This is a genomic window from Paenibacillus violae (assembly GCF_032461945.1).
GTDB classification, from domain to species: domain Bacteria; phylum Bacillota; class Bacilli; order Paenibacillales; family NBRC-103111; genus Paenibacillus_E; species Paenibacillus_E violae.
On record NZ_JAWCUD010000007.1, the window covers coordinates 292,159 to 304,725 of the forward strand.

16 protein-coding genes are annotated in these 12,567 nt (G+C 48.9%); 2 read left to right on the plus strand and 14 right to left on the minus strand.

Translation table 11 applies throughout. The features are described from left to right. Positions 1-3: 3 nt before the first annotated feature. The 12 genes from RQP52_RS21010 to RQP52_RS21065 all read right to left on the minus strand — a co-directional run bounded on the left by RQP52_RS21010 (position 4) and on the right by RQP52_RS21065 (position 9,627). Positions 4-1,215, minus strand: coding sequence for a CgeB family protein (locus tag RQP52_RS21010; protein WP_315953666.1), 1,212 nt, complete (start codon positions 1,213-1,215; stop codon positions 4-6). Continuing rightward, a complete protein-coding gene (rfbD, locus tag RQP52_RS21015) occupies positions 1,212-2,108 on the minus strand; it encodes a dTDP-4-dehydrorhamnose reductase (protein WP_315953667.1) in 897 nt (298 codons plus the stop codon). The genes RQP52_RS21010 and rfbD overlap by 4 nt, the downstream gene beginning before the upstream one ends. Further along, on the minus strand, positions 2,108-3,148 hold the full coding sequence (locus tag RQP52_RS21020; protein WP_315953668.1) for an NAD-dependent epimerase/dehydratase family protein: 1,041 nt from the start codon (positions 3,146-3,148) through the stop codon (positions 2,108-2,110). The genes rfbD and RQP52_RS21020 overlap by 1 nt, the downstream gene beginning before the upstream one ends. After that, positions 3,145-3,711, minus strand: a complete 567-nt coding sequence (gene rfbC / locus RQP52_RS21025) for a dTDP-4-dehydrorhamnose 3,5-epimerase (RefSeq protein ID WP_315953669.1) — start codon at positions 3,709-3,711, stop codon at positions 3,145-3,147. Before rfbC ends, RQP52_RS21020 begins: the two co-directional genes overlap by 4 nt. After that, positions 3,708-4,919 carry an L-2-hydroxyglutarate oxidase gene (lhgO, locus tag RQP52_RS21030; protein WP_315953670.1) on the minus strand — a complete coding sequence of 404 codons (1,212 nt, stop codon included), beginning with the start codon at positions 4,917-4,919 and terminating at the stop codon, positions 3,708-3,710. The genes rfbC and lhgO overlap by 4 nt, the downstream gene beginning before the upstream one ends. Further along, positions 4,916-5,677, minus strand: a complete 762-nt coding sequence (locus RQP52_RS21035; RefSeq protein ID WP_315953671.1) for a sugar phosphate nucleotidyltransferase — start codon at positions 5,675-5,677, stop codon at positions 4,916-4,918. Before RQP52_RS21035 ends, lhgO begins: the two co-directional genes overlap by 4 nt. Positions 5,678-5,705: 28 nt before the next feature. Further along, a complete protein-coding gene (locus RQP52_RS21040) occupies positions 5,706-6,434 on the minus strand; it encodes a glycosyltransferase family 2 protein (RefSeq protein WP_315953672.1) in 729 nt (242 codons plus the stop codon). Next, complete coding sequence (locus RQP52_RS21045; RefSeq protein ID WP_315953673.1) at positions 6,431-7,510, minus strand: glycosyltransferase; 1,080 nt, start codon at positions 7,508-7,510, stop codon at positions 6,431-6,433. The genes RQP52_RS21040 and RQP52_RS21045 overlap by 4 nt, the downstream gene beginning before the upstream one ends. Before the next feature lie 29 nt (positions 7,511-7,539). Continuing rightward, complete coding sequence (locus tag RQP52_RS21050; protein WP_315953674.1) at positions 7,540-8,349, minus strand: glycosyltransferase family 2 protein; 810 nt, start codon at positions 8,347-8,349, stop codon at positions 7,540-7,542. A gap of 311 nt (positions 8,350-8,660) precedes the next feature. After that, complete coding sequence (locus tag RQP52_RS21055) at positions 8,661-8,894, minus strand: hypothetical protein (protein WP_315953675.1); 234 nt, start codon at positions 8,892-8,894, stop codon at positions 8,661-8,663. A 68-nt stretch (positions 8,895-8,962) separates the two neighbouring features. Next, complete coding sequence (locus RQP52_RS21060) at positions 8,963-9,313, minus strand: restriction endonuclease subunit S (protein WP_315953676.1); 351 nt, start codon at positions 9,311-9,313, stop codon at positions 8,963-8,965. A 23-nt stretch (positions 9,314-9,336) separates the two neighbouring features. Further along, on the minus strand, positions 9,337-9,627 hold the full coding sequence (locus tag RQP52_RS21065; protein ID WP_315953677.1) for a hypothetical protein: 291 nt from the start codon (positions 9,625-9,627) through the stop codon (positions 9,337-9,339). A 203-nt stretch (positions 9,628-9,830) separates the two neighbouring features. Here RQP52_RS21065 and cysC point away from each other — a divergent pair, with 203 nt between their 5' ends. Together cysC and RQP52_RS21075 are read left to right on the plus strand one after the other, a co-directional pair. After that, positions 9,831-10,451 (plus strand): adenylyl-sulfate kinase, encoded by a 621-nt coding sequence (cysC, locus tag RQP52_RS21070; RefSeq protein WP_315953678.1) that lies wholly within the window; start codon positions 9,831-9,833, stop codon positions 10,449-10,451. A 138-nt stretch (positions 10,452-10,589) separates the two neighbouring features. Continuing rightward, complete coding sequence (locus RQP52_RS21075; RefSeq protein WP_315953679.1) at positions 10,590-11,897, plus strand: glycosyltransferase family 2 protein; 1,308 nt, start codon at positions 10,590-10,592, stop codon at positions 11,895-11,897. A 15-nt stretch (positions 11,898-11,912) separates the two neighbouring features. On the opposite strand, the gene RQP52_RS21080 is transcribed toward RQP52_RS21075, so the two are convergent. Both RQP52_RS21080 and RQP52_RS21085 read right to left on the minus strand, forming a co-directional pair. Further along, the gene (locus RQP52_RS21080; RefSeq protein ID WP_315953680.1) at positions 11,913-12,116 is read right to left on the minus strand and encodes a hypothetical protein; all 204 of its coding nucleotides are present in this window, start codon (positions 12,114-12,116) and stop codon (positions 11,913-11,915) included. 12 nt (positions 12,117-12,128) lie between these two features. Then, positions 12,129-12,521 carry a hypothetical protein gene (locus RQP52_RS21085; RefSeq protein WP_315953681.1) on the minus strand — a complete coding sequence of 131 codons (393 nt, stop codon included), beginning with the start codon at positions 12,519-12,521 and terminating at the stop codon, positions 12,129-12,131. Positions 12,522-12,567 lie beyond the last annotated feature (46 nt).

A 12,567-nucleotide genomic window follows, 5' to 3' on the forward strand; every position in this document is an offset into this window, starting at 1 on the left:
CGTTCACCCGCCTTTGTTCGTTATCGTTAACAATTCATTCAATCGTTTGCGATACGTATGATCCTTCAGCGTCCGCGCCAATCCTCGCAATGCGATATGCTGCCGCTCTTCTTCATGTGCTAAATAGTACTCTATTTTCTGGATAAGCTCCTGTGGGGAACTGAAGGTGTCAATCTCTTCCCCGGGTTTATAGAAGGTTGCCAATTCGTCACGGACATCCGTTAACTGCAAAGTGCCCGACGCAGTAATATCAAAAAGCCGTGGGTTAGGCGAGAAAGCGGGGATTTGCCTGCTGTTGCTGTTATGGGATTTGTCATCGGTAGCCCGGTGAAGATTGATCACGATTTTGGCCCCATGGTAATACTTCATCGTATCTTGTGGGCTCAACCATAAGCCTTGAATTTTGGAAGACAGCTTGTCGTACGAACTTAGCCGATCCCACCAATAGCCGTTAATCATGACGTCCTTGTGCTGCAGATAGTCGGCTATTTCATCAATGAACGCGACTCTATTCCAGAAAGCTGTGCCAATGAAACAAATATCTTTGCGAAAATTCGTAGGCACATAGTCCAATTTAACCGAATCCGGATTTATGCCGAACGGCAAATAATGCACATTCTGGCAGCCGAGTGCCTTATAAGGCTCAACACAGCTTTTCTCCAAGGTGAACACATAATCAAAGTGCGGGACGAGCCCGGTCGACTGATCTGAATGATACGGATCATCCGGCAGCCATATCGCCGTGCGAATGCCATGCGCCCGAATGGCTTGCACCACATCTCCCGGCAATGATTGCCCAATGGCATCGAGTACGAGGACAAGGTCCGGTCTTGTCTCCGCCGCAATTTGAACTAGAGGGTCAACCGGATTCACCACGATAACCTCTCTCACCATATCCCGCAGACTAGCCTCTATACCTTCATCCATCGCTGTATAAGGCAATCCGTTAGCCCTAACAAACATTACCTTCAAATCCCAGAGAATGCCCCGCTCCTGCGGAATGTCCCGCATTATGCTTTGGCAGCGTCCCATGTGAAAACCATGCGACCAGCCTTTTCCGTATCCCTGGTCACTCCCCTTTCGCCATTCATCCTGGTAGCGAGACAGGGAAGCCGGCTGCTTCTTCACTTTTACAGCTCTACGCACACGTCTCTTCTGATTTTTCAGCGATCTGATCGGCCATTTCTTCGATTTCACGGCTCTTAAAGCGCTCATTCCATCTCACCTCCATGGATAACGACATATCCTTTGCGCTGCAAATACTGTTCCAAAGCACTTTGCCAGCTTCTCATCGGATAAATACGATTCAATTTGTTGTTGTCCAACACACTATATAACGGTCTGCGCACTTTGGCGGCGTACGCGCTGTTCATAATCGGTATCGTCTCGCAGGTTATGCCGCAAAACGCAAACGTTTGAACCGCCAGCTCATACCAGCTGCAGGCGCCTTCGCCCGAGCAGTGATATACACCATACGCCGTTATCTCTTGTTCGAGGAAAAACTTCACGGTTTCAGCGATATCTTGTGTGTATGTCGGGGACATGATGACATCCTGAACAACCGAAATAGGGTTGCCTTGTTTCGAAAGTCTAATCATTGTCTCTACAAAATTGCCGCCCTTCCCACTGGCCCCAGCTTCGCCGAACAACGAGGATACACGAAAAATAAAATAGTTATCCAAGTAAGCTGCAATAGCTTCCTCTCCTGCTGCTTTGCTGCTGCCGTAAGCATTCAGGGGACTCACCCGATCTTCTTCCGTATATGGCGCTTGCTTGCTGCCGTCGAACACGTAATCGGTGCTGAAATGAATAAAGAGCGTACCATTCTGTTTGCAATAAGTCGCCATACGCAGAACGGCGATGGAGTTAATGCGGAGGGCCTTAAGCGGATCCGCTTCACACTGTTCAGTGTTATGAAACGCCGTGCAGTTAATGAGCACGTCAATGCGGCCAAGCTTTTCAAGAATGGGGATAATCGTTTCTGTATTCTCCACATCCAGCATATTCCTCGTAACCGGGATGACCTCGAACTGGCTGTTTTCCTTCAATACCCGATGAATATCGGAGCCTAGCTGACCTTTGGCGCCTAGCAGCGCGATGCGTTTCATTACTCGCTCGATCCTTGAATATCCAAGATACCGCCATAGAGCGTGGCGTCCTTAATAATCTTGTGCCACTTGATAAGCTCGCTGTACCAATCCAGCGTAATCGTTTGATCCATGCTCGGTACCTCGCCTGCAGCTAGAGCGTTATAGATCTCCAATGCTCCTTGTGCAGCCGTCCATTTGCCCTGCCAACCTAAGGCTTTCTCGATTTTGTCAAAACTGACGCGATAGGAACGGTGATCAGGTGCTCCGTACCATGCAATCGTTACAGGTTTAGGAATGACTTCGGTAATTTCTTGCGCTAGTTGGCCGAGCTGGTAATTGTTGCTGTCCGAACCAACGTTGTAGATTTCTCCGTTTATAACCTTCGGATCAGCTTCCAGCAGCAAACACATGACATCCGTTGTGTCCTGAACATGAACGAACGGTCTCCACTGAGAACCGTCTCTCATTAAGGGAATAACCCCATTCTGATAAGCGCCTAACGCCATGCCATTAATGGCCAAATCGAAGCGAATGCGGGGAGAATAGCCGTAGACGGTGGCCTGCCGAATGACAACGGCGGTGAAGGCCGTATCAGCTAATGGAAGCACGCCGTGTTCCGCCATTTCGTTGGCTTTGGCATAGGTTGTGAGCGGGTTCGTAGGCGAATTTTCATCGACGATGACTTCCGGCGCTTGAAAGCCGTATAAGCTGCAGGAAGACGGGAGAATGTATCGCTTCACGCCAAGTTTCTTCGCTTTATGTGCCGTGCTCACACGGGAAATATGGTTAATTTGGTGCGTTGCTTCCTGAAACAACTCACCGCTCGGGTCGTTGGAGATCGCCACTAAGTCAATGACGGCATACACGTCAGCGAAGGCTTCCTCCTTCAGACGACGGGAGTCCTCCTTGATCGTTACCAGATTCGGATGCTGCGGGAGCTTATCGATACCGAAGAAAAAGCGGTCAACTGCCTTAACGGCATAGCCTTTATCCAGCAGCTTCGGTACCAGCACACTGCCGATGTAACCGCCCGCTCCCGTCACCATAATGGTTTTCATGATAAGTCCCCTCCATAAACAAAGTTATTGTCCGCCAGTGCAAGCGTAGGCTGCTTACGATCCCTATCCGACAAGATCGGATGCGATACAGGCCAATCGATACCAAGGTCAGGATCGTTCCACGCGATGCCTCGGTCATGCTCAGGGGAATAATAATCATCCACTTTGTACAGCAGCTGCGTGTTCGGAACCAAGGTGCATGCGCCATGGGCAAAGCCCTTCGGAACCAGAATTTGCCGTTTGTTTTCCGCGCTTAAGATTACGCCGACCCACTGTCCATAAGTTGGGGAACCTTTGCGGATATCAACGACGACGTCATAAACCGCACCGGACACAACGCGAACCAGTTTCGTTAGCGCTTTGGGCGCCAATTGGTAGTGCAGGCCTCGAAGAACGCCCGATTCTACGGAAAGGGAATGATTATCTTGAATAAAGGCATGATGAATGCCCTCGCCAGCTAACGTTTGTTGGTTGTAACTTTCCATAAAAAAACCGCGATGATCACCATGCGCTTTCGGTTCGAGCACCAAGACCCCCGGCAGCTTGGTCGAAATCACTTTCATGAAAGGGCTCCTCCTCGTTGTTTCATAATCTGATCCACGACATAAGCGGCAAAAGGCATCGAACAAGTAAATGCCGGTGAGACCGCATTGAGTACATGCATCGAGCGTTTGTCGCCTTCGATGACAAAATCTTGAACAAGCTCCAAGGTTTCAACGTTGAGCAGCTGCGCTCGAATACCCGGTCTTAGAAAATGTCCGAAGCCCTTAGGGTCGATTTCTCTGACCATCCCCATCCCTAACCCGATGAAATAGGATTTGATATACTTGCGCATTTCCTGAAAGGCCAAGCGTCGAAAGTGAAACGAATTTGTGATAAACAACTTCAGCTCAAAGCCGACAATTTGCAGGAACTCTTTCAGGTTAAAGCCCTGCAGCCCTTGGTAATTTTCCCGCCAAAAAGCCGGCATTGCCGTAGGCCCAATCTTAATGCTGCCATCCACTGTTTTGGTATAATGAACCCCGAGGAATGGATTTTTCAAGTTGGGAACGGGATAGATGTTCGTGACGACATCCGTTTTGTTTTTCGTATATTTCAAGTAAATGCCTTTGAACGGAATGATCGTATATTTCTGGCCGAATCCGAAATCATGGGCAATGCTGTCAGCGTAAAGACCGGCGCAATTGATCAAATAGCTGTACTTGAAGGTGCCTGAGCTCGTAAAAAGGAGATCTCCCCGGTGCTTGCGATATTTCGTCAAGAAATGGAACTCTACACCATTCTCTACATTTTCACGTTTCAGCGCCCTGCAAACTTCTACGGGATCGACCGACGCCGTTGTTGGTGAGTACAAAGCTTTCCGGTATGTCTTCGCATTCGGATCAATGGAAGCAATCTCTTGCTCATTCATCCAGATGAGCTGCACGCCATTGATGTCAGCGCGCAGCTTCAGCTCTTCCAAGCCGGCTAACTCTGTCTCATCTTTGGCGACGACCAGCTTGCCGCATTCATTCAACTGCAAGCCATTAAGCTTACAGTAAGCTCGCATAGCCTGGTTGCCCTCTTTCGTGAACTTCGCTTTCAAGCTGTTGGCTGAATAATAGAAGCCGGCGTGCAGCACCCCGCTGTTGCGTCCACTTGCATGTGCAGCCACATCGGACTCTTTTTCCACGATGCAAATGGACACTTCCGGTTCTCTTTTCTTCAACTCACGGGCGATCGTTAAGCCAATAATCCCCGCTCCGATGATGATGTAATCGTACTTCCTCACTTGTCATCACCGGCGCCCGACTTGGGTGCTGCAGCCTCAACGTTCGGATATTCGCGCAGCTTATCGGACGCTTCGAACCAAGAAGGAAAGGTGCCGGCGTCGATCCACCACCCTGTCAGCAGGTGATAGCTGAGCTTGCCTTGCATCGCATATAAGTTATTCACATCGGTAATCTCCATCTCGCCACGCGCAGACGGCTCTACCGTCTTAATCAAGTCGAATACCGTAGAATCGTACAAATAAATGCCTGTGACGCAATACGAGGATTGCGGATGCTCGGGCTTCTCTTCAATCCGCTTGATCAAGTCGCCTTCCATGACCGGAACCCCGTATCTTCGGGCGTCCTCCACTTCCTTCAGAAATACTTTGGCTCCTTCCGGCTGAGCTTCAAATTGCTTCACGTACCCAGCCAGCGAATCCTCGAACAGATTATCGCCAAGCAGCACAAGCAGCTTCTCGCCCGGGTGCACGAAGTTGTGGGCAAGCTCCAGCGCATCGGCAATGCCGCCGGCCTCTTCCTGTATTTTGTAGGAAATGTTAACGCCCCACTCCTTCCCGCTCCCCAGGAATTCCGTATAGAGGGAGATGGAGTGTTTACCCGTGATCAGAAGGATATCGGTGATTCCCGCTGCTCTCAGCTTCTCGATCCCATAATAAATCATAGGATATTTACCGACGGGTAGAAGATGTTTGTTAATCATTTTCGTCAAGGGTCGCAGACGTGTGCCAGTTCCCCCGGCTAGAATGACTCCCTTCATAGCAACGACATCCTTTCCTCTTGCTTTCTCATAAAAATGCTTGGGGATCGACGCCCCATTTTTCTATAAAAATCTTGCGCGAACGCTCCACGATAGCTTGCAGTTGGCTTTCGCTTTTCTTGCCGAAGCTGGCGCTGCCATGATGGAAGATAAAGGTGTCCTCGGTCAGCATCAGCTTGTAGCCGGCTTTCCTTGCGCGATAGCAGTAGTCGTCATCCTCGTAATGACCGGGACTGAATTGTTCATCCAGGTAACCGATCTTATCCATCACTTCACGTTTGAATAAAAAGCAAAAGCCAATCAAACGCTGAACCTCCTTGTATTTCCCTTTATTTCCCACATTGTACTTAAGAATCATATCCGGCAGATTCGTATAAGGCTCTTTCATTTGTTGATTACCGCTGGCATAGTTGGTCATTGGACCTACGATGCCAATATCATGTCGAGAATACAGACAAGTAAGCATATGATCCAACCAATTCGGTGTAAGCAGGACGTCATTATTCAGCAAAAGCACGGAACTGCCCCTGGCCAGCTTCATGCCGGCGTTACAGGCTGCAGGAAACCCTTTGTTTTCGGAGAAGGACACGAAGGGAACCTGCTCACGGATCAAAGCATCCAGTGTCCCGTCCGTAGAGGCATTGTCGACCACAATAATTTCATAGGGGATTCGTGTGTGTTCTCTGATGGAGTAGATGCAATCTAGAAGCAACTGTTTTTCATTAAAGCTTGGGATGATGATACTTGTGCTGTTCATATGGCCCCCCCCGCCAGAGCTGTTCGCGTACGAAGAGCATCCTTAAACTCAAGTCTTCTTCCACGTTCATGAAGCAGCATATGGAGTGCCTCCAGATGATCGCCTACAATCAGATTTGAAACGGGATTCGTGCTCCCTGTGTTCAATCGGGTAGGTTTGTTGGCCGTGACCACATCGATGCTTGCCGGTGCACAAATACGCAATCCATAACGGATTGCCTTCGCCTGCGCTTTAGGAGGTACCATTAACGCTGCGCTGCCGATAACCTGGAGCGCTTTGCGGGAAAGCATGTGGGGAATCGCCGTCATGGAGTTGGCACCCAGTTCCGGTCGACCCTGAACCCGGTTTACGAATTGTTTCACCATAGACACGCCGTCACGATGCGTGAAGAGACCGATATAAGGGGAAATGTCGTTTAAAGCAATATCCCATCCCTGGTCGATGGCTCGAATGAAAGGCACCAATTCCTCGGTTTGAATCGGGATATCGCCATCGAGGAACAGCACCATGTCTGCTGTGCTAAGCTTGGCGCCAATCGACCTGCCAACGTCATGACCAACGAGATTCGGATAATGAACGATCGTTGCCTTAGGGCACTGCTTAGCGATATGAACGCTGTTGTCGGTTGAGCCGTTAATGACGACAATGATTTCCTTCATCGGCATTCTTTCCAGCGCGTTCAGCACGCGCGCAATCGTCTTTTCCTCATTAGATACCGTAATGACTGCTCCAATGGATTGCCTTGTCGGAACGAGTACGAGATTCGGGATTGGAATCCCCTGTTTCTCGCTATAACCTTCAAGGAATGCTCGGGAGACAGGAAGATACTGCCCCGACGAAATCGTCCCAATTTCCCCGGATGTATAAAAGGAACACCATAGAGAGTTGATGTACGAGCTCGGGTCCATCCCCTCTATTAACGGGTGGTCCGTAGCATAACGAGCGCCAATTGCGTGTACTCTTCTTTTTAACGCGACAGACAGCGTCGCTGCTGTTCTGGTTGGTCTGGAAGCCCTCCGCAAACGGCGTACAGGGATGGGGGTTCTCAGAGTTCTTACTTTTGGCCTTTGTTTCACACGTTTCTTCACTGGTTTATTCAACAGCTTCACCCCACAAAGGTTCGGTCCCTTGTTAAATCCGTTAGCTGACCACGCTCATTCGTCTGTTCATGCAGCCAATTCAGGGCTTCGAGGTGATCTCCAAGAATAAGATTTTGCAGCGGGTCCACCTTAAATTTTCTTCGTTTTCTAGGATTCGTCCGACCCACATTTACGTTGTACACCTTGTGCAGCGTGAGTCCTTTCACACATGCTATCGTTTGAGCGAGTGGCGGCACGGCTAAATTAGCGGCATGAATCTCGTTTAGCGCTTTACGACTAATAGCGTGCGGGATTGTCGTCATCGAAGCTCCTCGCAAGTCTGGCCGGGAGAGTGCAACGTTAAGCGCGTGTTTGGCTAGCACAACAGGATGCACATCCACCTTCTCTGTTTTGCCAGAGTAGCTGTTTAGCGCGACATCAACCCCACGATCCACCGCCTGCACGAATGGCCGCAAATCTTTGGCTGCAATCACCATATCCGCATCAATGAACAGGATGGTACTCCCTTTCGCATGACTTGCGCCAATGCCTCGGGGGACATCATGCCCTAACGATTCCTTAAATGAAATAACCCGTGCCCCCATCTGGCGGGCGATTCGCTCCGTCTCATCGTAGGAGCCATTGACGACCACAATGACTTCTGTAGCTGGATGAACCAATCGGGCTTGACGAATGACGGACGCGATTGTCTTCCCTTCGTTCATTGCAGGGATGACGACAGATACTTTTGGCGATTGATGATTTGAAATGGGCTTGAAAACAGGCCTCGTTCGCCTCCTGGGTACTAACAACTTTCGCTGCCCACGCTGTTTCATGTCCACACCCTCCCACTGTGATGTGCATTCGTTTTCGTTCCCATTGTATGTTTATCCATCCCGATGGACACGGCATACGTTTAAGCCCGTATTATCTCTAGCTCAAAATAGGACATCTATCACAGATCGCCTTCAAGGCAACTGGATCATGTACGTTCGACCTGCTTTTATAGTATGACTGCCTTGGGACAGATTCATATGCACTTACCTAGCTTGGCTAGAAATTGGCGAATGACTACTGCGGTTTTGATGAAAGCGCTTATAGTCAAAAGGAAATTAGCGTCGTGTATGTAAAAAAGCCCCATCCTCTTCTATGCCTTCGAAGAAGAGGGGGGCTTACGCTTGCCTTGAAGAACGCCGGTATTCGCGTTTAACCACGGTTGTTTTGCTGTTCCTTTTTGTTTCACACGAATACGCAATCCGATGATTTTCTTCGTCAAAATCCGTTGATAACTCACGATAGCTGTCAGATTGTCAGCAATTTGACCGGCCAGCTGCGGCGAACTCTCTACCGAATCAGCAACACTCTCAATGATTCGGGCCAAGGCCCGCTGGCTCCTTGCGAGAGATTCTAGTATATCCAGCTTGATATGTTGCTCTCTTTCATTTATCTTCATTTGGTATAGTCGAGGCCTGAACCTCCGAACAAGTCGCCAAATCCGCCGCCAGCACTGCCGCCAAGGCTGGAATTATCCTCTTCTGCAATGAGCACGCCCAAGTTTTTGGCGAAGGCTACCTCCATCTTGGTAATGCCATCGATCACCTCGATGAGCTTTTCATGGATATCCACCGCTTGTTTCACATGCTCGGCATTGCTTTCATAGGCAGCTGTTGACAGGTGCTGGCATATCCAGTTGCGCGACTTCTCGGCATGCAGCGCCTTAGCCTCCAGAATGAGAGCTACATTATATTGAATTTTGGCGGTAGCATCCAGGTAAGACAAGTAACTATCATTTCTGCTCAATGTCTTCACTCCCTGCCCCTCTTTTATTCATCAGCGGGTTGTTCTTTCATAACCTTCACGATTGGCGAAAGATTGTCCGCGATGGCATCCTCTAAATCGGCAAGACTGTTTAAATAGCTGGTTATCCCTTTGGTAATACTCAAGGAGTGTTCCATTAATGCTTCGATTTCTCCGAAGGAAGGATTATGGTCAGGGATTTCACTAACCATCTTCGCCATATGAGCAATCACCTCGCGTTTGGCTTCCAGGGTACGTGCCAACTCGTGCTGTGACTTCGCCATATGCTCCAGAATCGAAGTAATCTGATCCTGCATGTGTATTTCCCTCCTCATGCGCTTAGGCTATCCCAATTAACATATGCGGTTTGGGTTGAAGTGGGAATACACCCCATTCATCCAATTTTTCAAAATCTAGTTCTTCATCTATCAAGTTGGATTCCTATAAGGATTTCAGACCAGAACCTGACATTCTCCTTTAACATATACATATAGAAATACAAGCTAAGGAGGGGAACCTTTTGCCCGATAAACACATTCAGTGGCAGCCTTCCAACGTTACCAGGAGCGAGAGGCACCACCTGAATTCCCACAAAAGCTGTGTGCTTTGGCTCACAGGGCTTTCCGGCTCAGGCAAATCTACGATTGCTTATGAAATGGAACGACTGCTCTTCACCCAACATATACGATCTTACGTATTGGATGGAGACAATCTTCGGCATGGTTTAAACGGCAACCTTGGTTTTTCTCCGAATGATCGCAGTGAAAATATCCGTAGGACGGCCGAAGCAGCCAAACTGCTCGTGGACGCAGGCATCATTACGATTGTTGCTCTCATTTCACCCTATCGCGCGGATCGGGAGCTGGCGCGATCTTTATACGCCGTTGGGGAATTTATCGAAGTTTTCATCGATTGTCCTCTTGAAATATGCGAGAAACGAGATCCGAAAGGACTCTATGTGAAAGCGCGGGCAGGCGTTATTCCTGACTTTACGGGAATTTCAGCACCTTATGAGCAGCCCAGTAGACCCGAAATCGTGATTTCGTCCAATCAGCACTCCTTACAAGCATCAACCTCTCGAATCTATGATTATCTCATTGTTCATAAAGTGATTGCTCCACAATCGAGTTTCACGCTTTGATTCCGTGTCCTGCTCGGGACAAGTCCCTATGAATAGGCTCAACTATTCTTAGTGCGAGCTTGCCCGCAGCAGAACCACACCCCTGCCATCCGCATAGAATGCAATAAGCCTGCTGATGATCGGAGGAATTATTCGCCTATGCTGGTCTACGTGCTAGGAACGTCCAACAGAGCTCATACCGATGCTACAATAGCCAATCTGTCCCATATCGCTCCGAATTGGCCCGTAATGCTCCTACATGATTACGACGCAGCAGCCTTGAACGATCATCTACTTGCTTATGATCAACCCTTTTTTATGACTCTGCCTGCGGGAGACTTACTGAGCAGCAGCTTTATCACCGAGCTGTCCATGCAGCTTGCAGCGCTGCCAGAGCATTGTGCCGGCATTGTCTATGAACGCGGGGCTGCCAATACCCTGCACCATCTTTCTTCCCCTCCTCTTGTTTGGAGAACAAGCGTAGTGCGATCCAGTGGCCGTCCCTTTTTCCTGGAGAAAGATGAACTGCCCTTTGCCAATTATTTGCTTCACGATCATCTGTTTCACTTTAAGAGAAAATGGTCGTGGCAGACCCTCCATAGCAAATGGTGGCAGCCTCAGGCCAAACATTACCCCAAATGGCAAAAGGCGCAGGAAGAGTGGGACCTGATCAGACCCATTCTGGAAGCAGGGTCAAACACTGCCCTGCCGAAAGCAAAGCCAGCTCCCGCCATTAGTATCGTGGTATGCACCTACAATAATGCCGACTATCTCCTTTGGGCGATTCGAAGCGTTATTGCACAAAGCATGCCTGACTGGGAACTGATTATTATGGATGATGCCTCCAGCGATAACACGCAGATGAAATTGGCATCCTTACCCGCAGATCCGCGTATTCGTACGTATGTAAACAATTCTAATCATGGCAAATCCCATTGTTTGAATATTGCCTTATCGCTAGCTGAAGCCCCTTGGCTACTGGAGCTTGATGCCGATGACTGGCTGCCGCCAGAAGCTATTCGACGCTTACTTAACACGGCCGAGACCGCAACACCGGATACTTCACTCTTGTACGGGGATTATTATGAATGGACGGAAGGAGCACGAAAACAGCTTATTTTCGGAGGGATACGCAAAACACCTGCTGAATTTAACGCTGAGGCTTTTCTTGCCGGAGCTCTTCCGATAGCACCTCGATGCTATCGGGTTGAGACCCTTCACAGCATCCATGGCTGGATGGTGAATGCTCCTTACGAGGGTAGGTTATACGAGGATTTCGAAATTATCATCCGCTTGTCGCACGCTCATCGATTGAAGCATCTGCCAGAGCCTCTCTATCATCGGAGAGTCCGCAAATCCAGCATTACGCATCAACATTCCGAGAAGTATGCCAGCTGGATGAAGTGGATGAAGGAACAAACCGTCCTCCTTTGGGGGGACGGAGGAGACACACAGCCGATGACGTAATCTCCTCCCTTCCGATTACGCTACTACGCGCACATAATCAATCTGATCCGCCACGATGGTCACAATTACTGGTGGATTATAGTAATACGTGTTATTGATTTGTATCGTAAAAATACAATCATCTACGGAAGCTAATGTGCCAATAATAGGCGGATTACTCGTGAAGTACACCTCAACCGTTCTACCGATAAAACTCGCCAGTAACTCTGCGAATGACATAGTTTCTCCTCCTTATATCACGGATTCAATGCTGGAAGCTGGAATAAGGAGAATATCTCCTGACGGCTCAAGAATTTCAATGACATCGGAACCAACAAGGATCAGCGTACCGCTCTCTGTTCCTGCGCCTGTTTGAATAGTAACCTGTGTATTTAAGCGTCCCTCGACTGCTGTTAACGGATTACAGCTTGCGGCTACCTGTTCACGGACCAAGAAATACGTTGTAACGTTACCGTTACCGTCAAAATCTACTAATGTGAATCCAGCTTCCATTAATGCGGCAAGTACAGGTGTTAACTTAGCCCCTACTTCAAGTCCGGGAAAATCTAACGTAGCGTCATAACAGTTAATAACCGCACGCTGCGTAGAGTAACTATTACCGGCTATAATTAATACGATTTCCATTTGATATTGCCTCCTTCTGAGGGGTTGTGATGAACTTAAACCTACC